This window comes from Bradyrhizobium sp. YR681, from assembly GCF_000282615.1.
In the GTDB taxonomy this organism is placed as follows: domain Bacteria; phylum Pseudomonadota; class Alphaproteobacteria; order Rhizobiales; family Xanthobacteraceae; genus Bradyrhizobium.
In genome coordinates, this window is record NZ_AKIY01000182.1 from 22,983 (window position 1) to 47,642 (window position 24,660).

Sequence of the window (24,660 nt, forward strand, 5' to 3'; positions counted from 1 at the left end):
TCACATTCCGATCGAGGCGAAGAAGATCGCGAACAGGCCGTCGAGCACGATCACCAGGAAGATCGACTTCACCACCGACGTCGTGGTCTGCCGTCCCAGCGACTCGGCGCTGCCCTTGACACGCAATCCCTCGCTACAGGCGACGATCCCGATTACCAGCGCCATGAACGGTGCTTTCAGGATGCCCACCTCGAAATGGGTGACGGAAATCGCCTCATGCAGCCGCGCGATGTAGATTGCGGGCGCCATGCCGCCGTAGAATTGGGCGACCAGTCCTCCGCCATAGAGTGCGGCAATCGAGCCGATGAAGGCCAGGATCGGCAGCGCGATGACCAGGGCTGCCACTCGCGGCAGAATCAACACGTGGACGGGGTCGAGCCCCATGGTCGAGAGCGCGTCGATTTCCTCGCGCATCTTCATCGAGCCGAGCTCGGCCGTGTAGGCGCTTCCCGAACGTCCCGCGACCATGATGGCGACGATCAGAACGCCGAGCTCGCGCAGCACCAGGATGCCGACCATGTCGACAGTGTACGACTCCGCGCCGAACCTGCGGAAATGGAAGAACCCCTGCTGGGCAATGATGGCGCCGATCAGGAAGGTGATCAGCACGACGATGGGGATCGCCTGCCAGCCGATGCGATAGAGCTGATAGACCAGCGACGTCAGCCGCAGCGACCGCGGCCGACGCAGCACGCCCCCCACCGCCATGAACAACGCGCCCAGCATTTGAAGAAAGATCGTGATGTCTTCACGTGCGCCGACTGTGGACTTACCGAGATCCCCGAGCCTGAGCAGAACCGGATTTGGCGCTGCTGCCGGCGCCGGCGTATGACGGTTAACCTGGCGCACTTCGTCCATCAGGCCGCTGAAATGATCGGCCACGCCGACGAATTCAGCCGACCTGCCTGACGAGGCGGCCCGGCGCGACAGTTTCTCCAGGACCCAGGCGCCGAGCGTGTCGAGCGCACTGACGCCCGACATGTCCAGCGTCACGGCCCTGGATCGATCGACATCAGCCCCGACTGAACGGGACAGCGTCTCGAGCGTCGTCACATTCGCTGCGGTCCAGGACCCTTCCGGGCGCAATTTCAGCACATCGCCGGATGGCGTTGTCAGCAACAGCGGTTCGGAGTTCACGCTTCCACCTCATCGGGACAATTGGTCCCCATTCAGCCGCCAGTTCTAGGCCAGCATGTGGCGGCGGGATTGACCTGTCTCAAGAGCATGACCACGCCCGCCCCCTTGACGCAAATCAAGCGCAATCGCGCCGGCGGACCTTAGGTTCGCTCTATTCAATGGAGAGATCAAATCCATGTTTGACAGCGACAGGATGAGCGAAGAACTTCGGATCCTGAAGGTGGATGTCACGCGCCTGCTGAGCACGGCCGGCGAGGAGATGTTCGAGAGCTCGAAAGACCGTGCCGAGGCCCTGGCCGACCAGATCAAGGCCGCACTTGCCGAACTCGGCGAAACCGTCAGCGACGAGCAGGAGCAGCTTCAGGGCCTCATCGCGGAGCGTCCGATGACATCGCTTGCCTCCGCTTTCGCGCTCGGCGTCGTCGTCGGCTTCATGCTGAGGAGACACTAGGTGAATACGGAGAATGTCGTCAAACATCTGCGCGTGCTGTGGCGCACCGACAGGATCATCGCGGACATCAGGCTGCGCCATCTCCTGGTCGGCCTCGGCCTGCGCGCCTTCGCGGCCTTGATCGCGGCGTTCGGGCTTCTGATGCTGGAGCTGTCGGCCTATTTCGCGCTGGTCCAGATCTGGAGCGCCATCGCGGCGGCGGCCATTCTCGGCACGGTCAATTTCGCCATCGCGGCAGTTCTCTTCGTCATCGCCGGCCGTGCTCCGTCCGGTCGCGACATCGAGCTCGCCAACGAAATTCACGGCGCATCCATCGAGGCCCTTCAGCTCGAGGCGCGCGCGCTCCAGGCCCAGGTGTCCGGCGCGGTGCATCATCCGCTAAGCACGGTTGTGCCGGTGCTGGTGCCGCTGATCGCGATCATCGCCAAGAGCCTGCGAAAATCGGTCAAGGAGAGCGCCGCCGCATCGACGGAATCGCGCTCCTAGCCGGCGGGCTCAAAGCTTCAGCCGGACGTCGCAGATGTCATGCTCGGCCGGATCCGGCTTCACTTCGAAACCGAGCTGCCGGCACATTTCGAGCATTACGGTGTTCTCCTTGAGCACGTCGCCCGATATGGTCTTCAGTCCTTCCGACCTCGCATAGTCGATGATCAGCTGCATCAGGGCCCATCCGAGCCCCCTGCCCTTGAGATCGGACCGCAGCAGGATCGCGTATTCGCCGCTCTCGTAGATCGAATCCGAATGGAGGCGGACCACGCCAACCATCTCGCCGGTCGCCTCGTCGAATGCGATGAAGGCCATCGCGCGAGCGTAGTCGAGCTGGGTCAGGCGCGCGATGAACTCGTGGGTGAACTCCTTCATCGGCGCAAAGAAGCGCAAGCGAAGGTCGTGAGGTGTCACATGACGCAGGAACGCGTGGATGGTCGGCTCGTCGTCGGGGCGCAATGGCCGCGCGAAGATGCGCCAATCGTCCTTGAGCTTGAGGCGGCGCTCCCATTGCGAGGGATAGGCGCGAACGGCGAAATTGGCGGGGCCCGAGCCGGCAAACTTCCGCTGCGACGGCCCCACCGCGACGCGGGCGTCGACTGCCGTCACCCCGGTCTCATCGGCGAGCAACGGGTTGATGTCGAACTCGCGGATTTCTGGGATGTCGGCGGCCATCTGTGCCAGCTTGACCAGCACCATGGCGACCGCGTCGGGCTTCACCGCCGGCACGTCCCGGTAGGCGCGAAGCAGCCGTGACACGCGCGTGCGGTCGATCAGGTCGCGGGCGAGTTGCAGATCGAGCGGCGGCAGCGCGAGCGCCCTGTCATTGATGATCTCCACCGCCGTTCCGCCCCGGCCGAAGACCACGACGGTGCCGAAGGTGGGGTCGTCGGCAAGACCGAGGATCAGTTCGCGCGCCTTTGCCTTGACGACCATCGCCTGCACGATGACGCCGCCGATACGGGCCTCAGGCCGCAGCTTCCTAGCCCGGGCGAGAATGTCGGAGACCGCCGTACGCACCGCCTCCGGCGTCGTCAGGTTGAGTACGACGCCGCCGACATCGGATTTGTGCACGATGTCGCGCGACATGATCTTCAGCACCACGGTCCCGCCTTGCGCAAATATCTCGTTTGCATAGGCCACGGCCTGCTCGACATCACCGGCGGCATAGGTCGGCACCATTGCGATGTCGTAGGATTCGAGCAGGTGCTTGATCTCGACAGGCTCGAGCCATTGGCGGCCATCAGCAATCGCCGCAGCGACGATCTGCTTGGCAGCCCGGGCGTCTGGTACGAACGTGTCGGGCATCGCGGGAGGAACCTGGCTCAGTTCCTCGACCACTTCGCGGTGGCGGACCAGATGCATGAAACCGCGAACCGCATCATCCTCGGTCGGGTAGTTCGGAATGCCCGCGCCGGAGAGCGTCTGAATGATCGGCTGATTGGCCCCGATCCAGGCGGCAAGCACTGGCTTTGCCCAACTGCGGTGCTGCTGGCGATATTTGCCGACGAGCTCCGTCACGGTCGTCGCGATGTCGGCAGCCGAGGCGATCGCCGTCTGCACGTTGAGAACGAGAACGGCGTCATTGTCGGGGTCGGCGAGCAGCGCCTCAAGCGCCGCCGCGTAGCGCGGTGCATCGGCATCGCCCACGATGTCGACGGGATTTGCGCCGGACCAGGTCGGCGGCAGCACGGCATCGAGTTTCTTACGGGTATCCACCGATATGGACGCCGGAATTCCGCCGAGCTCGACCAATCGATCGACGGCAAGGACGCCGATGCCGCCGCCATTGGTCAGGATGGCGAGCCGTTTTCCCGCCGGAGATTCGACCCGGCCGAGCGTCTCGGCGCAGTCGAACAGCTCGCGCAGATCGGAGACGCGCAGGACGCCAGCACGGCGGAATGCCGCGTCGTAGACGGCATCGGCGCCCGCGAGCGCGCCGGTATGGGTCGCGGCCGCCTTCGCGCCCTGCGCCATGCGGCCGGATTTCACCACGACGACCGGCTTCACCCGCGCAGCAGCGCGCGCCGCCGACATGAATTTGCGCGCGTCCTTGATCGCCTCGATATAGAGCAGGATCGCGCGGGTCTTGTGATCCATCGCGAAATAGTCGAGCAGATCGGCAATATCGACGTCGATCTGATCGCCGATCGAGACGATGCCGGAGAAGCCGACCCCGCGCTGCGCGGCCCAGTCCACCATGCCGGCGGCGATCGCGCCCGATTGCGAAATCAGCGCGAGATTTCCGGCCGCCGGCATGTGCGCGGCGAAACTGGCATTGAGGCTCACCCCCGGCATCATGATGCCGAGACAGTTCGGCCCGATCAGCCGCATGCCGTATTTGCGGGCCGCGGCGACCGCGGCCTCGTGCAGCGATCCCGGTCCATGACCGAGTCCGGCCGAGACGATCAGCGCGCCCGCCGAGCCGAGCCGCCCGGCCTGATCGATGATGCCCGGAACCTCCCGCGCCGGCGCGGTGATGACCACGAGCTCGGGCACGAACGGAAGCTTATCGAGGGTGCCCACCGCGGCAACGCCGCCGATCTCGGCATGGCGCGGATTAACAAGGCCGAACTGTCCCGTGAATTCAGCCTTGTGAATGTTCTCCAGAACGGCGCGCCCCACCGAGACCGGACGGGCGCTCGCCCCGACAAGCGCAACCGAACGCGGCGACAGCAGATTCTTCAGGCGATAGGTCGACATGAATGCAAATGCGCCCCGTCGGTCGCGGTTCCGATGGATGAAGGATCAGGCCGGAGAGCTGGCAGCGAGCCTAGTGCGAGATCATAACCCAGCACGGTGGCTGGCCAATGACGGTCTTTGTCACACCACCCCAGACGATCTCGTTCAGCCGCGAATGATGATAGGCGCCCATCACGATCGCATCGATGGCGTGGGACTTCGCCCAGCTTCCGAGCACCTTGCCGATCGAGCTGCCGCTGCCTTTCGCGGTTTCGAACGAGGCGTGGACACCGTGTTCCCTGAGATGGTCGACCAGAGCAGTTCCCGATTGCGCCATCGCGTCGGTGTTGTCGTCGGTCACGGTCACCACGCAGACCGAGGCCGCGGCCTGAAGGATCGGCATCGCGTCGCCGACCGCCCGTGCCGCGCGCGCGGAGTGATCCCAGGCGATCATGACATTCTCGAATTCCGGTCGCAGCTCGTCCACATGCTGTTCCGGGCACAGCAGTAGTGGCCGCCCGGATTCGAACAGAAAGGTCTCGATGATGTGCTCGGTTCGGCTGTCATGCGGCTTCACGGGGACCAGCGTGAGATCGCTGAAACGCGCATGTTCGGCCAGGACCGACGCGATCTGGTCTGCCGGCACCTTGCCCGATCGGCTTTGGGCGCGAACGCTGGCACGGGACGTTGCCGCGGCGAAGGCATTCAGGAGTTGCTGCATGTCGCCCGCTCCGGCAGCCCCTTTTGCCTCGGCGGCATCCGGATCATCGGGGAGCATCACCTTCGGTCGCACGAAAGCATCTTCCTCCAGCGCAAGCGCAGTGATCCTGGCGCCGAGGTCGGCGGCGACGGCCACGCATTTCTCGATCGCGGCGAGCGCCGGCCCGCGCGGCTGGCCGACAAGCGGCAGAAAGACGTCCTTGATGGGCATCGCGATTCTCCTTGCCCGCCAGAATAGGCCGGCCTTTCGTCGGGACGCTTGATCCTCGTCAAGCCCGGGGAACCGTCCGGCCGGCAAAGGCAGACATTGACGGAAGTCAAGGACTGGCCGCGCGCTCCCATTCTATGGATAGTTCGATCGGAGCGGTTCGCCCCGGAGAGACTGATGCGTGCGATGGTTTTGGCTGCCCCGCGAGCGCGGCTCCGGATGGAGGAGCGCCCGGATCCAATCCCGGGCGAAGGTCAGATCCGGGTGAAAGTCAGCGCTTGCGGCGTCTGCCGGACCGATCTTCACGTCGTCGACGCCGAACTGCCCGACATCCGCTATCCCATCGTACCCGGCCATGAAATCGTCGGCCACATCGATCTCATCGGCCCCAATGTCGCAACGCATGCGCGGGGTGACCGGGTCGGTATTCCCTGGCTCGGGTTCACCTGCGGAAGCTGCCGGTTCTGCCGGGAGGGTATGGAGAACCTCTGCGACCGCCCGCTTTTCACCGGCTATACGCGCGACGGTGGCTATGCGACGCACGCAATCGCCGATGCACGCTATGCCTTTCCGCTCGGCGAAGCCGGCGACGACGTGGCCCTCGCTCCTCTGCTGTGCGCAGGCCTGATCGGCTGGCGTTCCCTGGTCCTGGCCGGCCAGGCAGAGAGGCTCGGCATCTACGGCTTCGGCGCCGCCGGACACATCATCGCGCAGGTCGCAGTCTGGCAGGGGCGATCAGTCCATGCGTTTACGCGGCGCGGCGATATGGCCGCACAGGACCTCGCCCGCCGGCTTGGCGCCGTCTGGGCGGGTGCTTCCGACGACATGCCCGACACGCCGCTCGACGCGGCCATCATCTATGCTCCCGCCGGCGAGCTCGTGCCGGCCGCGTTGCGCGCCGTACGGAAGGGTGGCCGCGTGGTCTGCGCCGGTATCCATATGAGCGACATCCCGAGTTTTCCGTACGATTTGCTCTGGCAGGAACGGCAGCTGGTCTCCGTTGCCAATCTCACCCGACAGGACGGCCTCGATTTTCTCAGGATCGCTCCGCAGGCGGGCGTGCGCACCGAGACGACCGCATTCCCGCTCGATCAGGCCAACGAAGTCCTGGAGATGCTACGGAACGGACAGATTCTCGGCGCCGCCGTGCTCAGGCCCTGACCGTATCCCGGGACACCAGCTTCGATGACAGGCGAAACGGCCGCCCAGGAACGGATCTTCAAGGTGCTCTGCGCGCATCCCGGCGTGACGCGGATCGACACGCATGCCGCATCGGTCTTTCTCGACGGGCCGCGTGCGTTGAAAATCAAGCGGGCTGTCCGGTTTCCGTTCCTCGACTATTCGACGCTCGAGAAACGCAAGGCGGCCTGCGAAGAGGAGATCCGCATCAACCGGCCGCTGGCGCCGCAGATCTATCACCGCGTCGTGGCGATCACCCAAGAGCCGGACGGATCGCTGAAGATCGACGGCCGAGGCCAGCCGGTCGAGTATGCGGTCGACATGTCCCGCTTCGACGAAAGCCGGACGCTGGATCATCTGGCGAAGGCGGGCCCGCTGGATGCAAACCTCGCCTCGGCTGCCGCTGACGCCATCGCGGCGTCACATGAGGCAGCGCCTCGCGCCGACGGCGCGGCATGGGCTTCCTCCATCTCCGGCCTCATCGACGGAAACAGCAACGGTCTGCGGAAAGGCCATCATCTCGAAGCCGAAGAGATCGAGCTGCTCGGCCAGGCCTCGCACGCAATGTTCGTGCGTCTGCGGCCGCTGCTCGAAGAACGCGGCCGTCAGGGATTCGTGCGCCGCTGCCACGGCGACCTGCATCTTGCGAATATCGTCTCGATCGACGACCAGCCGGTCCTGTTCGACGCCATCGAGTTCGATGCGGGAATCGCAACTATCGACGTGCTCTACGACCTCGCCTTCACGCTGATGGATCTGCTGCACCACGATCAACCACGCGCAGCCAATATCGTCCTGAACCGGTACCTTGCCGCCACGCCGCCGGAAAATCTCGACGCGCTCTCGACCTTTCCGCTGTTCATGTCCATTCGCGCAGCGATCCGCGCCCAGGTGACACTGGCACGGCTGGCGCGGCCCGAGGCCCACCAGACCGGAATTCTGCACGAGGCCCGCCGTTATTTCGACCTTGCCCGGGCTCTGATCCATCCCCCCGCCCCGTGCCTGATTGCGGTCGGCGGACTTTCGGGCACCGGAAAATCCGCCCTCGCGCGCGCGCTGGCACCCGGCGTCGCGCCGCAACCGGGAGCCGTCGTGCTGCGCAGCGACGTCATTCGCAAGCAGCTGTTTCGGGTGGAATACACCCACCGCCTGCCGCCGTCCACGTACCGGCCTGAGGTCACGGCACGCATCTACGAGGTGCTGGTGCAGCGTGCCCGGCAGGTGCTGGCGCAAGGTCACTCCACTATCGTCGATGCCGTATTCGCAAGCGAGTCCGAACGGGACGAGCTGGCCGCCATGGCCCGCGAATGCAACGTGCCGCTGAGCGGACTATTCCTCGTCGCGGACCTTGCGACTCGTCAAGCGCGCATCGGCGGCCGCCAAGGCGATGCCTCCGACGCCACGCAGGAGGTTGCTGCGCAGCAAGAGCACTATAATATCGGCCATGTCGGTTGGGCGACCATCGATGCATCCAGAACACAAGAGCAGACGCTCCAGCGCTGCCGGGACGCGATCGCACGGCAAATAAGGCAATCTGATTGACGCGGGCAAGGATGTCGCGACCCACCACGAGTTCGACCGCTGCCGCGCGCGCCAAGCCGTCGACGCGGCGCAACACCCTGCCCGGCCGCCTCAGCCCCGGCATGGCCTGTGATACGGCGTTCCGGATCATCGCCCGCCGCCACCTCGGTGCCGTCCTCGCCCAGCACGACGGCACATGCCGCGGCGATCCGGAGGCGCTGCACGAGATCCGGATCGCGCTGACACATCTGCGCACCGCCATCCGTTTCTTCTCACCCATGGTCGATGACGGGTTACGGCTGCAGGTCTGGACCGAGTTGAAGTGGCTGAACAGCCAGCTCGGCATGGTGCGCGACCTCGACGTGGCGATCGATCGGGTCATCGCCGAGAGCGACGGCGAGCTCGACGTCATTGCCGAGCTTCAGCACTGGACCGAGAAGCGCGCCGAGAGCCACCGCCTGCTTACGCGCGCGCTGCAGTCTGCGCGGTATCGCCGCCTGGTCGAGCAGACCTCAGGCTGGATCGAGAGCGGTCCCTGGTCGACCCGGCGCAGCAAGGAAGCCGTCAGGCTACGCCGCTGCCCGCTCACCGAGCACGCGACGGCGCGGCTGACCGAGTGGGAACAGACGCTGCTCAAGAAGGCCCGGAAGCTGCGCAAGCTCGACGTCGAGAAACGACACAAGCTGCGGCTGCTCAACAAGCGAATGACCTATTCGATCGAGTCGCTCGAGGATCTGTTCACCGATGACGCCCTGACGAAGCAAAAATCCCTCCTCAAGCAATTGCGCAAGGCGCAAAAGTCCCTCGGGCAAATGAACGACGACGCGCGGGGCCAGGCGTTGGCAGCATCGCTGAACGGTGCCGGGCCCGCAGCGGGTATCCGTTTCCACGACCGCAAGCGGGAAAAGAAGCTGTTGCGAGCCGCCTCGGCAGCCTACCGGAAACTGGACAAGGCCAAGCCGTTCCGCTCGTCAGACCTCGCGCCGAATGCGGAGCCCGAGGATTAAGTGTGGACGTAGTCTCCCGGCGCATCGGACAGACCGCCAACGCCCCCGACACCGATCGACGGCGGATCGCAGGGTGCGCCTGAGCGCGCCGCCAGCCATTGGGTCCATTCCGGCCACCACGATCCCTCAACATGCGGCGCCAGCTTCAGCCACTCGTCCGGGCCGACATAGGACGCGTCCGCGGCCTTGGTCATCACCTGATATTTGTGCCCGGGCTGATCGGGCGGCGCGACGACGCCGGCGTTATGGCCACCGCTGGTCAACAGAAACGTTACGTCCGCATCAGCCTGATAGTGGATCTTGTAGACGGATCGCCATGGCGCCACGTGGTCGGCGAGCGTGCCAACCACGAACATCGGCGTATGAATGTCGGAGAGCGAGACGCTCCTGCCTTCGACCCCATAGCGGCCTTCGGCCAGGTCGTTGTCGAGAAACAGCTTGCGCAGATATTCCGAGTGCATGCGGTAAGGCAGTCGCGTGGCGTCGGCGTTCCAGGCCATCAGATCACTCGGTGGCGTCGCCTCGCCCATCAGATAATCGCGCGACAGCCGCGACCAAACCAGATCGTTGGAACGCAACAGCGCGAACGCGCCGGCCATCTGCGACGTGTCGAGATAGCCGCGCTGCCACATCATGTCCTCGAGGAATGCGACCTGGCTCTCATTGATGAAGAGCGTCAATTCGCCGGCCTCCGTGAAGTCGGTCTGGGCAGCGAGGAGCGTGATGGTGTCGAGCCGTCCGTCGTCGTCGCGCGCCATGGCCGCGGCGGCGATCGACAGCAATGTGCCGCCCAGGCAATAGCCGAGCGCGTGGGTTTTCCGACCTGGCATGATCCGGCCGATCATGTCCAATGCCGCCATCACGCCCTGCTTGCGATAATCGTCAAAGGCAACATCCCGGTCCTTCGCGTCCGGATTGCGCCAGGAGATCGCGAACACGGTGAAGCCCTGACCGGTCAGATATTTGACCAGGGAGTTCTGCGGCGACAGGTCGAGGATGTAGTACTTCATGATCCAGGCCGGGACGATCAGGATCGGCTCGGGTCGCACCTGCGCGGTTGTCGGATGGTACTGGATCAGCTCCATCAGATCGTTGCGGTAGACGATCTTGCCGGGCGAGGATGCTACCGTCTTGCCGACGACAAATTGCTCATCCCCACCCGGCTTCGAGGCGGACAGCATGTGCATCAGGTCGCTGCACCAGTTCTGCCAACCAAACACGAAATTCTCTCCGCCGCTCCGAACCGCCTTTTCCAGAACCTGCGGATTGGTGGCCGCGAAATTCGACGGCGCCAGCATGTCGAGCATCTGCCGCACCGAGAACTCGACGATGGCTTCGTTCGCGTGCGATACGCCACGCACGCCGGTCGTCGCATCGTGCCACCAGCGCTCCGTGAGCAGAAATCCCTGCGCCAGCAGATTGAAGGGCGCGGCCTCCCATTGCGGGTCCTTGAAGCGGCGATCGCGTCCCTTCGGCTCAATCACGGACCACGGCTTTTGCCATGTCGCGTGCGCGGCAGCTTCCAGGAACCGGCCTGTATCGCGAAGAATGTTGCGGGACATCTGCATCTGGCGCTCCGGCGCCGCAGCAAGATGCGAACTCCAATCGAGCCAGGCCAGCGACAACGCCACAGGCGAAATTCCGCCGGTGAACCGCGCCAACGTCGCATGAAACGCGCGGTCGAGCGGGTATGGCTCCGATGCAGGCAGGGCATTGGCGACGACCGGCTTCTCCGGGGTCCTTTCGGGGGGCGTCACAGAGGTTTCGGCGACCGGATTGGCAGCGAGAGACTGCGGCGGCTCATCGGCCCGCGGAAATATCTTCACGACGCTCATGGCTGAATGGTCCTGCGGGCTTCTGTTCTACGTCGGCAGCAGGATATGTGGACGCTTTCGACACGCGTTGAGCTGCATCAAATCCCGGTACGGATCACAATTCCTCAACCAGGGAGAAACGGCTCGGATCCCTTGACCTGAGTCAAACCACACCCCGACGGCCGCGCTAGGTTTGCGCATCGAAATTTGACAAGCCAGCGGAGTCTTCCATGCGCGCCCACCAGATCATGACCCGGTCGGTCATTTCGGTCACCCCCGACACCAGCATCGTCGAGGCGGCGAACATCATGCTGAAGCGGCACGTCAGCGGCCTCACGGTGGTTAACGACACCGGCAAACTCGTTGGTGTCGTCTCGGAAGGAGATTTCATCCGCCGCAGCGAAATCGGCACCGGGCGCAAGCGGGGGCGCTGGTTGCGGTTCATCCTCGGTCCGGGCAAATCGGCCAGCGACTTCGTCCACGAGCACGGCCGCAAGGTCTCGGAGGTGATGACCGCCTCGCCCGTGACCATCACCGAGGATACGGCGCTCGCCGAGATCGTCGATCACATGGAACGGAACAACGTGAAGCGCCTGCCGGTGGTCCGCGGCGACAAAGTCGTCGGGATCGTGTCCCGCGCCAACCTTTTGCAGGCGGTCGCAGGGCTCGCCCGCGAGGTGCCGGATCCCACGGCTGATGACGATCACATTCGCAGCCGCATCATCGATACCATGGAGAAGAATGACTGGTGCCCATTCGGACTCAACGTCATTGTCCGCGACGGCATCGTCCACCTCAGCGGCGTCATTACCGAAGAACGTTCGCGGCAGGCCGCAATCGTCGCTGCGGAGAACGTCGAGGGCGTGAAGAAGGTGCACGACCATCTGTGCTGGGTCGACACCATGTCCGGCGTCTATTTGAATTCGCCCGAGGACGACGATCTCGCCAAGGCAAGCTGAAACGGCGGGCCGGGAGCAAACCCCACTCAGTGCGGAATGACGGCGGTGGCTTCGATCTCGACGCGCGCCGCCTTTTCCACGAGACGCACGACCTGAATCAGCGCCATCGCAGGATAGTGCGCGCCGAAGATGGCACGGTAGATCTTGCCGAGCTCCCTCAGATTCGCAAGGTACTCGTCCATGTCGACGACGTACCAGGTCAGGCGCACCAGGTGCTCGGGCCGCGCGCCGGCCTCCGCTAGGATTTCGGCGATGTTGCTCAGGGTCTGGCGAACCTGCGCGACAAAACCGTCAGCAAGACGCTCCTCGGCATCCCAGCCGATCACGCCGCCAGTGACGACAATGCGTCCCTCCGCCGCCATGCCGTTGGCATAGCCCTTCGGTATCGGCCAGCCGGACGGCTGGAGCACCTGCGCTCCCGACCTGGCCTTGTCATCGTCGGTCGGCAGCACTGCGAGCTGCGGGCCTTTCGGCGTCGTCACGGACAATTCTCTATCCTTCTCTCATTCCGCCGCGACACCCGAAGACGCCGCCGCGGCCTGCGCCAGCTGCCGGAGAGCAAAGCGCTTCAATTTGCCGGTCTCTGTCTTCGGTAACTGCGTCACGAACTCGATCGCGCGCGGATATTTGTACGGCGCGATCTCGCGCTTGACGTGTTCCTGCAACTCGGCTGCGAGCTGAGCGTCCGGCGTCACGCCGGGTGCGGCAATGACATAGGCTTTCACGATCATCCCCCGCGCCTCGTCGGGCGCACCGACGACACCGCACTCGGCGACCGCCGGATGCGTCAGCAGCGCGGCCTCCACATCCGTACCCGCGATATTATAGCCCGCCGATACGATCATGTCGTCGGAGCGCGACTGGTACCAGAAATAGCCGTCGCGATCCATCAGATAGGTGTCGCCGGTGACGTTCCAGCCGTTGTGCACGTATTTCCGCTGCCGTTCGTCGGCCAGATAGCGACAACCGGTCGGCCCACGCACCGCAAGCTTTCCCATCATGCCTGGCGGCACGTCGTTGCCGTCGTCATCGACGATCTTGGCCTCATAGCCCGGCACGGGCTTTCCGGTCGCGCCCGGGCGGATCTCATCCTCGGTCGCGCTGATGAAGATGTGCAGCATCTCGGTCGAACCGATGCCGTCCATCAGCTTGATACCCGTGGCCTTGAGCCAGGCATCGAATGTCGGCTTGGGAAGGGTCTCGCCGGCCGAGACGCACTTCCGCAATGAGGAGATGTCACGGCCGCCAAGCTTGCCGATCATGGCACGATAAGCGGTCGGCGCGGTGAAGCAGACCGTGGTCTTAAATTGTTCGATCGCGTTCAGAATATCGTCCGGCGTCGTCTTCTCCAGCACCACGAAGGAGGCGCCGATATGCATGGGAAACAGCACGCCGCCGAAGCCGAAAGTGAAGGCGAGCGGCGCCGAACCGACGAAGCGATCCTTCTGTTCGGCCCGCAGGATGTTGTGCGCATAGCCATCACAGACCGCCAGCATGTCGCGGTGAAAATGCATGGTGCCCTTGGGATCGCCGGTCGTACCCGATGTGAAGGCGATCAGACAGATGTCGTCGGAGGCGGTATCGACAGCGGTGAACTCGGGGCTTGCATCAGCGATCAGCGCCTCGAGCGAGTCGGCAGCACCGTTGCCCCAATAGACCACGTGCTTGAGGCCGGGCGCAGCCAGCTTCGCCTTCTCCATCTCCTCGGAGAGCTTTCCATCGCATAGCGCGAGCGTGATCTCCGCCTTCTGGATCGGATAGGATATTTCCTTGGCCCGCAGCAGCGGCATCGTTGCAACGCAAATGCCCCCGGCCTTGATCACCGCGAGATAGGTCGCAACCATCATCGGGCTGTTGGCCGAGCGCAGCAGCACGCGCCCGCCGGTCACCAGACCGAGCTTGCCGACCAGAACGTTGGCGATGCGGTTCACGAGCGCTTGCAGCTCGCGATAGGTATAGCTGACGGCGGGACTGATGACGCAGGGCGCGTCGCCGTGGCCCTGCTCGACCCAGCGGTCGAGGAAATAGCTGACGCAGTTCAGCCGCTCGGGATAGTGCAGCTCCGGCCGCGTGAAGATGAATTCAGGCCAAAGCTCCCGCGGCGGCAGATGCTGCCGCGCAAACGTATCGACATGGGCTGTCGCAGCATTGCCGTCAGACGAACCCGACATTTGAATCTTGGCGGCGTTGGCCATCGCACGCTCCTTTGCGCATGGAAAGCACCCGGCAGCACTCACTTGGAAACATTTTAGGCTTAAAGCAATTCGGCGCAATAGCGGATTTTGGGCATCCCATGCATTTTCCTGCGCCAAAGCGGAGACGGGGGGCCGCCTCGGTCCGCCGGACCTAAGTCCGGCGGCGTGCAGCCGATTTCTGTGCCGACGCCTTGGTCTTGGCGAGCAGCCGCATCAATTCACGCACATCCTTCGGCGTCAGGTCGGCGAAGAGATCGGCGATCCAGGCCTCGTGCTCCCCAGCCATCTTCCGGAACTCGGCGCGGCCGAGTTTTGTGAGGCGGATGACCTGAACGCGGCGATCCGTCTCCGAGGTGCGCCGGTCGAGATGGCCGGATTCCACCAGGCGTTCGACGAGGCCGGTGACGTTGCCGTTCGACACCATCATGCGCTTGGAGACGTCGGACAGCGTCATGCCGTCAGGCGCTTTGTCGAGCTGCGCCATCAGATCGAACCGGGGCAAAGTGACGTCGAAGCGGTGCCGCAGCCGGCCGCGAACTTCGCCCTCGATCAGGGTCGTGCAGGTGAGCAGACGCAGCCACAGCCGAAGCTCTTCGGCGTGGTCCTCAGGTGTTTCGACGGCCTTGGTCTCGGAATCGAGCATCTCGATGCAGTCACTCACGGCCGGCATTCGCGCCGGCACGGATTCCCCAACGTTTTGAGCTTCAAATAAATCCGAGCCGGCCGCAAGCCTAAAGCTGCAACAATCGACCGCACGTGCATTTCTTTAGGCTTCAAATAATTGGCGCGCCGCTTGCATGCACGCTGCTCGGCGAGATGGCGACGCCTTGAGCTTTGCTTGCCGCAGCAGCCATCATCGGCATAAGCTTGGATTGGAATACGCGGCTTGCGACGCAGGCCCTGATGTCATGGGGACAGATCATGAAGACGCAAAAGACCTTGGCCGCGGCCGCCTTGCTACTCGGCACCGCGATGAGCCCTGCCCTCGCCCAGGAGAAGATCAAGCTGGGTGTGATCGTCACCCTGTCGGGCCCCGCCGCGGCACTGGGCCAGCAGGTTCGCGACGGCTTTGCGCTCGGCGTGAAGGACCTCGGTGGCAAGATGGGCGGCCGTGACGTCGAGGTCGTCGTCGTCGACGACGAGCTCAAGCCGGATGCGGCGGTGACCAAGGTCAAGGGCCTTCTGGAACGCGACAAGGTCGACTTCGTGGTCGGTCCGATCTTCTCCAACATCCTCCAGGCTATCCACCGGCCCGTCACGGAATCGAAGACCTTCCTGATCAGCCCCAATGCCGGCCCGTCGACCTTCGCCGGCAAGGATTGCAACCCGTTCTTCTATGTGACGTCCTATCAGAACGACCAGGTGCACGAGATTCTCGGCAAGGTCGCGCAGGATCGCGGCTACAAGCGGATGTACCTGATGGTGCCGAACTATCAGGCCGGCAAGGATTCGGTCGCGGGCTTCAAGCTCGACTACAAGGGCGAGATCGTCGAGGAATCCTACATGCCGCTGAACACGCTGGACTTCCAGCCGGAGCTCTCCAAGATTTCGTCGCAGAAGCCCGATGCGCTGTTCACGTTCATGCCGGGCGGCCTCGGCGTGAATCTCGTCAAGCAATATCGCCAGGCCGGCCTTGCCGACGCCATTCCGGTGCTCTCGGCTTTCACCGTGGATGAATCGACCTTGCCCGCGCAGCAGGACGCGGCCGTCGGCATGTTCGGCGGCGCGAACTGGGCGCCCAATCTCGACAATCCCCAGAACAGGAAGTTCGTCGCCGCCTATGAGGCCGCGTATAATGTCGTGCCCGGCACCTACGCTTTCCAGGCCTATGACGCCGCGATGCTGATCGACAGCGCGATCAAGGGTGTGAAGGGCGACCTCTCCAGCAAGGACGCCGTTGGAGCCGCGCTGAAGAAGGCGGACTTCACCTCGCTGCGCGGCGCCTTCAAGTTCAACACCAACGGCTATCCGATCCAGGACTTCTACCTGACCAAGGTCGCCAAGCGTCCGGACGGCAAGTTCCAGACCGAGATCGTCCAGAAGGTGTTTGAAAATTACGGCGACCGCTATGCCAAGGACTGCAAAGCGGCGAACTAAGCCGCGCGTCGCGTTAAGGGAGGACTGCAATGAAGAGCGAAATCACCGGCATCACGCGGGCCAACGAGGGCATCCAGGGCATTTCCTGGAACATCCTCGGCCAGACCTATGTGCCGAAGAGCAACACCGAGCACAGCTTCTCCTGGCACGCGACGCTGCCGCCGGGCACATTCGTGCCGCCGCACATCCATCCTGACCAGGACGAGTATCTCTACATGCTGGAGGGCAAGCTCGACTTCATGCTCGGTGATTCGGAGTCGCAGGCAACTGCCGGCGACCTGATCCGGCTCGGCATGGGCGTGCCGCACGGCATCTTCAACAAGTCGGAGCAGACCGCAAAAGTGCTGTTCTGGGTCTCGCCGACCCGCAAGCTGTTCGACCTGTTCTGGGGCCTTCACAACATGAAGGAGCAGAAGCCGGAGGACGTGGTGGCGATGGCGGCCGAGTTCAACATCCACTTCCTGCCGCCGCCTCCCGGCGGCTAGCAGCGAGCCTTAACCGCGCACCGCTGCCAGTCCCGGCACTGCGGCGAAGCCGGCCTTGGTGGCATAGCCGCGTACGATCGCCTCGCGCTGAGAATAGCTCAGCACGTTCTCAACATTGTCGAAGCCGTCGGGCGCGAGTTGCTCGACGGCGTCGATGACGCCCTCGGGGCCACCGCGCCGGTTGGAGCGGACGATATCCGCGGTCATCGGCAGGCGCTTCTTCTCATACTCGAGCAGCGCCTGACGCGGATGCTCGGCCCGCACCAGCGCGTCGGCAAGGCAGCGCGCATCGAGGATTGCCTGCGAGGCACCGTTCGAGCCGACCGGATACATCGGGTGCGCGGCATCGCCGAGCAGTGTGACGCGGCCCGACGACCAATAGGGCAAGGGATCGCGGTCGCAGGTCGGATATTCGTAGAATTCGGGCGTTGCCGAGATCAGGCTCTTCACGTCGATATAGGGCACCGAGAAGCGCGCCACATGCGGCATCAGTTCCTCGCGCCGGCCCGGCCGCGACCAGTCTTCTTTCCGCGGCGGTGGCGCATTGCCCTCGCCGACCTTCACCAGCACCGCCCAATTCGTCAGGCGGCTCGCGGGGCTCGATCCCTCCGCGATCGGATAGATCACCACCTTGGCATTGAGGCCACCGGCCACGATCATCGACTTGCCGGTGAGGAACAGCGGCCAGTCGCGCGCACCGCGCCATAGCATCAAACCGTTCCAGCACGGCGGCCCCTCGTTCGGAAACAGCGTGTCGCGAACACGCGAGTGGATGCCATCAGCACCGATCAGAATATCGCCGCGCACAGTGTGGATGTGTGCGCCCGCGCGATCGAAGAAATAGGCGGTGACACCGCCCTCGTCCTGCATGAACGCGCCGAGCCGGCAGCCGGTGTGGATTGCGTCGTGCCCAAGTCGCTCCTCGACGGCACGATGGATGACGCCCTGAAGTCGGCCGCGGTGAATCGAGAATTGCGGCACGTCGTGGCCGGCGTCGACGCCGCGGGCTTCACGCCAGACTTCCTGGCCGTGACGATTGAGGTAGTAGAGCTGATCGGTGCGGATCGCGACGTCGTCGAGCTTCTGGAGCAGGCCGAGGCCCGCGAGCTCGCGCATGGCATGCGGCAACGTGTTGATGCCGACGCCAAGCTCACGGATGGTATCGGCCTGCTCGAAAATCTCGCACCCGATGCCGCGCGAGCGCAGCATCAATGCCGTGGTGAGACCACCGATACCGCCACCGACGATAATCGCCTTCATCGCCCTCAACTCCACTCAATACACAGGCAACGAGGTTAACGTCGCACGGGCGGTCACTCCGCCGCAAGCGGCTTTGTCGCCTCCGCCTTGAGTTCGGCCCGGGTCTTGGGCTTAGCCTTAATTCGCAGCTCCTCGAGATCCTGCCTGTCGCGCACGCTGTTGCGGAAAATCTGCTCCTTGCCGGGCAGATATTGCGGCGGGCAGAAGGCGCCATCTGCCCCGTACCAGGCCGCCGCCCTCATCGTGAAGGACGGGTCGACCAGATGGGGGCGCCCCAGCGCAACAAGATCCGCCCGTCCGGCGGCCAAAATGGTGTTGGCCTGGTCTGCCGTCGTGATGTTGCCGACGCACATGGTGGCCACACGCGCCTCGTTGCGGACCTGGTCGGAAAACGGCGTCTGGAACATGCGGCCATAGACCGGCTGCGCGTCACGCACGGTTTGTCCGGTCGAGACGTCGACGAGATCGACGCCGGCCTCCGCAAAAGCGCGCGCAATGGCCACCGCATCATCACCGGTGATACCGCCGTCCGCCCAGTCGGTCGCGGAAATGCGCACCGACATCGGCTTGTGCGACGGCCACACCGCCCGCAGCGCCTCGAAGATTTCCAGCGGGAAGCGCAGACGATTGGCGAGCGATCCGCCATAATCGTCCGTACGGGTGTTGGTCAGCGGGGAGATGAAGCTTGCGAGCAGGTAGCCGTGGGCGCAATGCAATTCCAGCATATCGAAGCCGCAGCGCTCGCCGCGCTCAGCCGCCGCCACGAAGGAGTCTCTCACCGCACTCATCCCGGCGCGATCGAGCTCGCGCGGCACCTGGCTATCAGGGAAATAGGGCAAAGGCGAAGCCGAGAATACCTCCCAGCCCCCCTCCTCCAGTGGACGATCCATGCCGTCCCACATCAACCTGGTTGCACCCTTGCGGCCGGCATGGCCCAGCTGAAGGCAGATTTTTGCGGCCGAGTTGCCATGGACGAAATCCACGATGCGCCGCCACGCGGCCTCCTGCTCGTCGTTCCAGATACCGGCACAGCCGGGCGTGATCCGGGCGTCGCGGCTGACGCAGGTCATCTCCGTGAAGATCAGGCCGGCACCGCCAATCGCCCGCGATCCATAGTGCACCAGGTGAAAATCACCCGGCACGCCCTCCTTCGCCGAGTACATGCACATCGGCGACACGACGGCCCGGTTGGCGATCTCCATCTCGCGCAGACGGAACGGCTGGAACAACGGCACGATCGGCTTCCCGGTGTCGACGTCAAAACCGCGGTCGCGCACCTGCCTGGCAAAGGACTTCTCCACCTCGACAACAAAATCCGGCGCGCGCAGCTTCAGATTGTCATAGGTGATCGCCTTCGAGCGCGTCATCACGCCGAAGGCGAATTGCACCGGATCGAACTCCCAGAAGCGATCGACATGTTCGAACCAGACCAGCGAGACGTCAGCGGCATGCTGCGTCTTCTCCACCTCTTCACGGCGGCCATGCTCGTAGACGTCCAACGCGGCCTCGATGTCGGGTGCCTTCGCCATCGCCTCGGCCAGCGCGATCGCGTCTTCCATCGCGAGCTTGGTGCCGGAGCCGATCGAGAAATGGGCGCTCGCCTTGGCATCGCCGAGCAGCACCATGTTGTCCTTGACCCAGCGCTTGCTGCGGATCATCGGAAAGTTGCGCCACATCGAGCGATTGGTGAGCAGCTTGTGCCCCTCGAGGAACCAGCCAAAAATCTCAGCCATTCGAGCCGCGGACTGGGTCTCGTTCAGGCCCGTCAACCCTGCTCGCTCGAAAGTCTGCGGATCCGTCTCGAATATCCAGGTCGAGTGCCCGGCCTCGTATTGGTACGCGTGGGCGATGAACGGGCCCCACTCGGTCTCCTGGAAGATGAAGGTGAAGGCATCGAGCGGCCTGGTCGAGCCCATCCAGGCGAACTTGTTGGAGCGGAGGTCGACTTCGGGCTGAAAGTGATCGAGATACTTCTCGCGGAAGCGACTGTTAATGCCGTCGGCCAGCAGGATGAGATCGGCATCGGCGAAACGGGATTCGTCATCGACATCCACCTCGAAATGCAGCGTGACACCGAGCTCCATGGCGCGCTCCTGGAGGATCAGGAGCAGCTTCTGCCGTGAGCAGCCGCAAAAACCGTTGCCACCGACCCGATGGACAGTGCCGCGGAAATGCACGGCGATGTCGTCCCAGTACGCAAACTCCTGGGTGATGCGGCGATAGCTCGGAAGATCGTGCTTCTCGAAATTGTCCAGCGTGGCGTCGGAGAACACCACGCCGAATCCGAACGTATCGTCGGCGCGGTTACGCTCATGCACGGTGACGTCCGCGCTGGGACGCTGCTTCTTCAGCAGGATCGCTGCGTAGAGACCCGCAGGTCCGCCACCGATGATCGCGACTTTCATGGGAGCCTCACCAATTGACCCGCGGAAATTACTTTAATCCTAAAATAATTTCGCGCAAGTCCCCGTCAGAGGCCCTCCCGTCGTAGGGGCTCGCCGGCTCAGTCGCCCCTGAAGACCGGCTTGACCTTGTTGGCGAAAGCCCCGAAGGCGCGCTCGAAATCGGCAGTCGTCATGCACAGGGCCTGGGCAATGGCTTCCGCCTCGATCGCCTCTTCCACCGACATCGCCCATTCCATCGCCAGCATTCGCTTGGTCATGGTGTTACCGAAGGTCGGACCCTCCGCGACCTGCTTGGCCAGCAGCTGCGCCTGGGGCAGGACCTGCTCCGGCGTGACGATGCGGCTGAAGAAGCCCCAGCGCTCGCCCTCCTCCGCGGTCATGAATCGGCCGGTATAGAGCAGCTCGGAGGCGCGCGACTGGCCGATGATCCGCGGCAGGATCGCGCAGGCGCCCATGTCGCAGCCGCCAAGTCCGACCTTGTTGAACAGGAACGCGACCTTTGCGCCACTCGCCGCGAGCCGCATATCGGAAGCCATCGCGATGATCGCGCCTGCGCCGGCGCAGATGCCCTCGACCGCAGCCACGATCGGCTGCGGGCAGGCCCGCATCGCCTTCACGAGATCGCCGGTCATCCGCGTAAAGGCCGTCAACCCCTTGGTGCCCATCTTCACGAGCGGACCGATGATCTCGAACACGTCGCCGCCGGACGAGAAATTGCCACCGGCGCCGGTGACGACGACGGCCTTGACCGCGTCGTCAAATGCGCAGGCGCGGAAGAAATCCGTCAGTTCCCGATAGCTCTCGAAGGTCAGTGGATTCTTTCGTTCAGGACGATTGAGCGTCACGGTGGCGACGCCGTCGACCACCGCCAGCAGGAAATGCTGCGGCGAGTAATCTGCGAGCGGCACGGTGACGGGATTGGCTGGTCTGCTCATGCGATCTCCTTGGCTTCGTTGTTCCGCGTCTTCGCCACGCGCGCTAGATCTCGCCACCGGCAACCGCGATCGCCTGCCCGGTGATTGCACTGGCGCCGTCGCCGCACAACCAAAGCACGGCATCGGCGACTTCCTGAGGTGAGATCAGCCGTCCCTGCGGATTGTGCTTCGCTAGCTCGGCAATCGCCTGCTCGCGGGTCCGGCCGGTCTTCTTCATGATGTTCTCGATGCTGCCGGCGACGAGATCGGTATCGGTGAACCCGGGACAGACCGCATTCACGGTCACGTTGCTGCCGGCCATCTCAAGAGCCAGCGAACGCACGAGACCGACCACAGCGTGCTTTGCGGCTGAGTACGCGCTGACATAGGCGTACCCCTTCAGCCCCGCGGTCGAGGCGACTGCGACGATGCGGCCGTAGGGACGATCCTTCATCCCCGGAAGCACGCAACCGATCGCATGGACCACCCCCATGAAATTGACATCCATCATGCGCGCAAAAAGGGCACTGTCGGATTTCGCAAACGGCGCGGATTCCGCGCTGCCTGCGTTGGCGATCAGGATATCGATCGGCTTTCGAGCACTCGCTTCAGCGATAGCGGCCTTCAACAAAGTCTCGTTCGAGACATCGGCGACGGCCGCAAAATGCGCCGCGCCCGCGCCAACCGCCTCTTCGAGAGCGGCGGCGTTCCGGCCGAGCACCGTTACGGTCGCACCGGCGCGGACGAGAGATGCCGCAATCGCGCGGCCGATACCGCGGCCGCCACCGGTCACCAGCGCGTGCGGCGAATGCGACAATCCGGACATGCGCTAGCTCCCTGGGATCTGCTGATCGTTCCTTGGATATATTTTAACCTTCAAGTTTTTGCAACGAAAGCGCAGATCGACGCCGCGCGCATTGCGGCTCGAGGGACCGGCCCGAAAATTGCTTTAAGTATAAAATTATCTCTTCCCATCCCTCACAGGCCTGTTAGCATCGACCGGCCAAGCCAAAGGATGTCGCGTGTCGCAGCCTTCGCCAATGATAACAAAGGACGGACGCTTCGCCTATGAAGCCGCGGGGGACCCGGACGCGCCACCTCTGATTTTCCTGCATGGCATCGGCGGCGCGGCGCGGGCCTGGCGACAGCAGCTTGCCACATTCGGCAATCGCTTCCGCGCGATCGCATGGGACATGCCGGGCTATGGCGGGTCGGCGCCGCTCCCCATCGTCAGCATTGCCGCTCTGGCGGGGGCGCTCCAGCAATTCATCGAGCAGCTTGGCGCCAGCAGGCCCATTCTCGTCGGCCATTCGATCGGCGGCATGATCGTCCAGAAATGGCTGGTGCAATCGCCGAAACTTGCGCGCGCTGTGGTGCTGGCACAGACCAGCCCGGCCTTCGGCAAGGCTGATGGTGACTGGCAAAAGTCGTTCATCGCCGCGCGGCTTGGGCCGCTTGACCGGGGCGAGACGATGACGTCGCTGGCGCCTTCGCTGGTCAAGGAACTTGTCGGTGACGATCCTGATCCCCAGGGAATGGAGCTTGCTCGCGCATGCATGGGAAGTGTCCCCGAGGCCAGCTATCGCGCCATGATGCTCGCCCTTATCGGGTTCGATCAGCGCAGCACGCTCAAGGACATTTCCGTGCCCACGCTGCTGCTGTCTGGCTCCAAGGACAACAACGCACCGGCGCCGATGATGGCAAAGACGGCGACCTACATTCCGTCGGCGGAATATGTCGAACTGGCCGGCGTCGGCCATCTCGCCAATCTTGAACGCCCTGATGCCTTTGACGAAGCCCTCGGCCGGTTCCTGAATTCAGTCGCGACCAAAACGGAAGGCGAGCGCGCCATGACCATGCAAGTCAGCAAGAACATCGGCGCAACCGACCAGGTCGCGTTGGATGTGCCGATCTTCGATCCCGTCGCATTTCGCCTGAGCGATGAACAGGCCGGCATCATCGCCCGGGCACGAGAGATTGGCCAGAGCGTGTTCGCCGGTCGCGCTGCGACCTACGATCGCGAAGCGATCTTCCCCACCGAGAATTACCGCGACCTGCATCGCGTCGGCTTGCTCGGCATCGCCATTCCCAGGAAACACGGTGGGTTTGGCGCAAACTACCAGACTTATGCCTTGGCAGCCGCCGAGATCGGCCGCTATTGCGGCGCGACGGCGCTCACCTGGAACATGCATGTCTGCTCGACCCTGTGGTCGGGCCCCCTCGCCGACGATCTCGACATGGACGCGGAGACCCGCGCCGAGCACGAGCGGCGTCGCGCCGTCCACTACAAGCGCATCGTCGAGGACGGCGCGATCTATTCGCAGCCCTTCTCCGAGGGAGGTGCTGCGGCTGCGGGCGGCGTCGCCTTCGGGACGGAAGCAAAGCCCGTGGCGGGTGGCTGGGTCGTCAACGGCAAGAAGATTTTTGCATCGCTCTCCGGTCACGCCGACTATTACGGCGTGCTTTGCACCGAGATCGAGGCAGGTGAGAAGGCCTCGCGCCGCAACACCCTTTACCTCGCCATCTCCGCAAAGTCGGAAGGTGTTTCCGTCGTCGGCGACTGGGATCCACTCGGCATGCGCGGCACGGTCTCGCGGACGCTATTGTTCAAGGACGTGTTCGTGCCGGACGATTCTGCGCTGATGCCGCGCGGCGTCTATTTTCAGGCCGCGATGCGCTGGCCGCACATGTTTCTGACGCTGTCGCCGACTTATATGGGCCTCGCGCAAGCGGCCTATGATTTCACCGTGCGTTACTTGCGCGGCGAGGTGCCGGGCATGCCGCCGGTCAAGCGCCGGATGTACCCGACCAAGCAGATCGCGGTTGCGCAGATGCAGATCAAGCTCGAGCAGATCAAGGCGATCTGGTTCCAGGCTGTTACCGAAGCGCGCGCGAATCCGAGCAAGGAGCAGGTGCTCCGCGCCTATGCCGCGCAATATTCAGTGATGGAGGGCGCCAATGAGCTGGCCACGCTCGCGATCCGCACCTGCGGCGGCCAGGCCATGCTTCGATCGCTGCCGCTGGAGCGCATCTATCGCGACAGCCGCTGCGGCTCGCTGATGCTGCCCTGGACGGCCGAGCTCTGCCTCGACCGGATCGGGCGTGAGGCGCTGTACGAGGCTGGCGAAACGGACGATTGA

At 63.9% G+C, this 24,660-nt stretch carries 20 protein-coding genes and 1 pseudogene; 10 read left to right on the plus strand and 11 right to left on the minus strand.

Going from position 1 to position 24,660, the window contains the following annotated elements; genetic code table 11:
* Entirely contained in the window at positions 1-1,137 is a 1,137-nt protein-coding gene (locus PMI42_RS14135; protein ID WP_008135151.1) for an ABC transporter permease, read from the minus strand.
* A gap of 193 nt (positions 1,138-1,330) precedes the next feature.
* Here PMI42_RS14135 and PMI42_RS14140 point away from each other — a divergent pair, with 193 nt between their 5' ends.
* Both PMI42_RS14140 and PMI42_RS14145 read left to right on the plus strand, forming a co-directional pair.
* Entirely contained in the window at positions 1,331-1,588 is a 258-nt protein-coding gene (locus PMI42_RS14140) for a hypothetical protein (protein ID WP_240535241.1), read from the plus strand.
* Complete coding sequence (locus PMI42_RS14145) at positions 1,589-2,074, plus strand: phage holin family protein (RefSeq protein WP_008135153.1); 486 nt, start codon at positions 1,589-1,591, stop codon at positions 2,072-2,074.
* Positions 2,075-2,083: 9 nt separating this feature from the next.
* Here the strand turns inward: PMI42_RS14145 and PMI42_RS14150 are convergent, their stop codons facing one another.
* Both PMI42_RS14150 and PMI42_RS14155 read right to left on the minus strand, forming a co-directional pair.
* Positions 2,084-4,777: a bifunctional acetate--CoA ligase family protein/GNAT family N-acetyltransferase gene (locus PMI42_RS14150; RefSeq protein ID WP_008135154.1), complete on the minus strand. Its 2,694-nt coding sequence runs from the start codon at positions 4,775-4,777 to the stop codon at positions 2,084-2,086.
* Positions 4,778-4,847: 70 nt separating this feature from the next.
* Positions 4,848-5,687: a universal stress protein gene (locus tag PMI42_RS14155; protein WP_008135155.1), complete on the minus strand. Its 840-nt coding sequence runs from the start codon at positions 5,685-5,687 to the stop codon at positions 4,848-4,850.
* Between the two features lie 174 nt (positions 5,688-5,861).
* Here PMI42_RS14155 and PMI42_RS14160 point away from each other — a divergent pair, with 174 nt between their 5' ends.
* Genes PMI42_RS14160 through PMI42_RS14170 form a run of 3 tightly spaced genes read left to right on the plus strand, consistent with a single transcriptional unit; the run spans position 5,862 to position 9,391 of the window.
* Positions 5,862-6,845: a zinc-dependent alcohol dehydrogenase family protein gene (locus PMI42_RS14160; RefSeq protein ID WP_008135156.1), complete on the plus strand. Its 984-nt coding sequence runs from the start codon at positions 5,862-5,864 to the stop codon at positions 6,843-6,845.
* 24 nt (positions 6,846-6,869) lie between these two features.
* The gene (locus PMI42_RS14165) at positions 6,870-8,405 is read left to right on the plus strand and encodes a bifunctional aminoglycoside phosphotransferase/ATP-binding protein (protein WP_008135157.1); all 1,536 of its coding nucleotides are present in this window, start codon (positions 6,870-6,872) and stop codon (positions 8,403-8,405) included.
* An 11-nt stretch (positions 8,406-8,416) separates the two neighbouring features.
* Positions 8,417-9,391 (plus strand): CHAD domain-containing protein, encoded by a 975-nt coding sequence (locus PMI42_RS14170; RefSeq protein ID WP_008135158.1) that lies wholly within the window; start codon positions 8,417-8,419, stop codon positions 9,389-9,391.
* Here PMI42_RS14170 and PMI42_RS14175 read toward each other — a convergent pair.
* Complete coding sequence (locus PMI42_RS14175) at positions 9,388-11,226, minus strand: PHA/PHB synthase family protein (RefSeq protein WP_008135160.1); 1,839 nt, start codon at positions 11,224-11,226, stop codon at positions 9,388-9,390. The genes PMI42_RS14170 and PMI42_RS14175 overlap by 4 nt on opposite strands.
* Positions 11,227-11,435: 209 nt before the next feature.
* Between PMI42_RS14175 and PMI42_RS14180 the strand changes: the two genes are divergently transcribed.
* Positions 11,436-12,164 (plus strand): CBS domain-containing protein, encoded by a 729-nt coding sequence (locus PMI42_RS14180; RefSeq protein WP_008135162.1) that lies wholly within the window; start codon positions 11,436-11,438, stop codon positions 12,162-12,164.
* A gap of 26 nt (positions 12,165-12,190) precedes the next feature.
* On the opposite strand, the gene PMI42_RS14185 is transcribed toward PMI42_RS14180, so the two are convergent.
* The 3 genes from PMI42_RS14185 to PMI42_RS14195 form a co-directional block, all read right to left on the minus strand.
* The gene (locus PMI42_RS14185; protein WP_035965661.1) at positions 12,191-12,646 is read right to left on the minus strand and encodes a RidA family protein; all 456 of its coding nucleotides are present in this window, start codon (positions 12,644-12,646) and stop codon (positions 12,191-12,193) included.
* A gap of 21 nt (positions 12,647-12,667) precedes the next feature.
* The gene (locus PMI42_RS14190; RefSeq protein WP_008135166.1) at positions 12,668-14,359 is read right to left on the minus strand and encodes a benzoate-CoA ligase family protein; all 1,692 of its coding nucleotides are present in this window, start codon (positions 14,357-14,359) and stop codon (positions 12,668-12,670) included.
* A 151-nt stretch (positions 14,360-14,510) separates the two neighbouring features.
* Positions 14,511-15,029: a MarR family winged helix-turn-helix transcriptional regulator gene (locus PMI42_RS14195; RefSeq protein ID WP_008135167.1), complete on the minus strand. Its 519-nt coding sequence runs from the start codon at positions 15,027-15,029 to the stop codon at positions 14,511-14,513.
* 251 nt (positions 15,030-15,280) lie between these two features.
* Between PMI42_RS14195 and PMI42_RS14200 the strand changes: the two genes are divergently transcribed.
* Together PMI42_RS14200 and PMI42_RS14205 are read left to right on the plus strand one after the other, a co-directional pair.
* Positions 15,281-16,456 (plus strand): ABC transporter substrate-binding protein, encoded by a 1,176-nt coding sequence (locus PMI42_RS14200; protein WP_008135169.1) that lies wholly within the window; start codon positions 15,281-15,283, stop codon positions 16,454-16,456.
* Positions 16,457-16,485: 29 nt separating this feature from the next.
* Positions 16,486-16,941 (plus strand): cupin domain-containing protein, encoded by a 456-nt coding sequence (locus tag PMI42_RS14205; protein WP_008135171.1) that lies wholly within the window; start codon positions 16,486-16,488, stop codon positions 16,939-16,941.
* A gap of 9 nt (positions 16,942-16,950) precedes the next feature.
* Here PMI42_RS14205 and PMI42_RS14210 read toward each other — a convergent pair whose 3' ends face one another.
* The 4 genes from PMI42_RS14210 to PMI42_RS14225 form a co-directional block, all read right to left on the minus strand.
* On the minus strand, positions 16,951-18,201 hold the full coding sequence (locus tag PMI42_RS14210) for a flavin-dependent oxidoreductase (RefSeq protein ID WP_008135172.1): 1,251 nt from the start codon (positions 18,199-18,201) through the stop codon (positions 16,951-16,953).
* Between the two features lie 53 nt (positions 18,202-18,254).
* Entirely contained in the window at positions 18,255-20,606 is a 2,352-nt protein-coding gene (locus tag PMI42_RS14215) for a bifunctional salicylyl-CoA 5-hydroxylase/oxidoreductase (protein WP_008135174.1), read from the minus strand.
* 98 nt (positions 20,607-20,704) lie between these two features.
* Complete coding sequence (locus PMI42_RS14220) at positions 20,705-21,541, minus strand: enoyl-CoA hydratase family protein (RefSeq protein ID WP_008135176.1); 837 nt, start codon at positions 21,539-21,541, stop codon at positions 20,705-20,707.
* A gap of 43 nt (positions 21,542-21,584) precedes the next feature.
* A complete protein-coding gene (locus PMI42_RS14225) occupies positions 21,585-22,346 on the minus strand; it encodes an SDR family NAD(P)-dependent oxidoreductase (RefSeq protein ID WP_008135179.1) in 762 nt (253 codons plus the stop codon).
* Positions 22,347-22,542: 196 nt separating this feature from the next.
* On the opposite strand from PMI42_RS14225, the pseudogene PMI42_RS37955 reads away from it, so the two are divergent.
* A pseudogene (locus PMI42_RS37955) lies at positions 22,543-23,355 on the plus strand (alpha/beta fold hydrolase); the annotation flags it as partial.
* Between the two features lie 15 nt (positions 23,356-23,370).
* A complete protein-coding gene (locus PMI42_RS14230) occupies positions 23,371-24,660 on the plus strand; it encodes an acyl-CoA dehydrogenase family protein (protein WP_035965684.1) in 1,290 nt (429 codons plus the stop codon).

Coding starts and splice junctions, on each gene's coding strand:
- PMI42_RS14140 (WP_240535241.1), top strand. CDS start 1,331: ATGAGCGAAGAACTTCGGATCCTGAAGGTGGATGTCACGCGCCTGCTG.
- PMI42_RS14150 (WP_008135154.1), bottom strand. CDS start 4,777: ATGTCGACCTATCGCCTGAAGAATCTGCTGTCGCCGCGTTCGGTTGCG.
- PMI42_RS14155 (WP_008135155.1), bottom strand. CDS start 5,687: ATGCCCATCAAGGACGTCTTTCTGCCGCTTGTCGGCCAGCCGCGCGGG.
- PMI42_RS14160 (WP_008135156.1), top strand. CDS start 5,862: ATGCGTGCGATGGTTTTGGCTGCCCCGCGAGCGCGGCTCCGGATGGAG.
- PMI42_RS14165 (WP_008135157.1), top strand. CDS start 6,870: ATGACAGGCGAAACGGCCGCCCAGGAACGGATCTTCAAGGTGCTCTGC.
- PMI42_RS14170 (WP_008135158.1), top strand. CDS start 8,417: ATGTCGCGACCCACCACGAGTTCGACCGCTGCCGCGCGCGCCAAGCCG.
- PMI42_RS14175 (WP_008135160.1), bottom strand. CDS start 11,226: ATGAGCGTCGTGAAGATATTTCCGCGGGCCGATGAGCCGCCGCAGTCT.
- PMI42_RS14180 (WP_008135162.1), top strand. CDS start 11,436: ATGCGCGCCCACCAGATCATGACCCGGTCGGTCATTTCGGTCACCCCC.
- PMI42_RS14190 (WP_008135166.1), bottom strand. CDS start 14,359: ATGGCCAACGCCGCCAAGATTCAAATGTCGGGTTCGTCTGACGGCAAT.
- PMI42_RS14195 (WP_008135167.1), bottom strand. CDS start 15,029: ATGCCGGCCGTGAGTGACTGCATCGAGATGCTCGATTCCGAGACCAAG.
- PMI42_RS14200 (WP_008135169.1), top strand. CDS start 15,281: ATGAAGACGCAAAAGACCTTGGCCGCGGCCGCCTTGCTACTCGGCACC.
- PMI42_RS14205 (WP_008135171.1), top strand. CDS start 16,486: ATGAAGAGCGAAATCACCGGCATCACGCGGGCCAACGAGGGCATCCAG.
- PMI42_RS14210 (WP_008135172.1), bottom strand. CDS start 18,201: ATGAAGGCGATTATCGTCGGTGGCGGTATCGGTGGTCTCACCACGGCA.
- PMI42_RS14215 (WP_008135174.1), bottom strand. CDS start 20,606: ATGAAAGTCGCGATCATCGGTGGCGGACCTGCGGGTCTCTACGCAGCG.
- PMI42_RS14220 (WP_008135176.1), bottom strand. CDS start 21,541: ATGAGCAGACCAGCCAATCCCGTCACCGTGCCGCTCGCAGATTACTCG.
- PMI42_RS14225 (WP_008135179.1), bottom strand. CDS start 22,346: ATGTCCGGATTGTCGCATTCGCCGCACGCGCTGGTGACCGGTGGCGGC.
- PMI42_RS14230 (WP_035965684.1), top strand. CDS start 23,371: ATGACCATGCAAGTCAGCAAGAACATCGGCGCAACCGACCAGGTCGCG.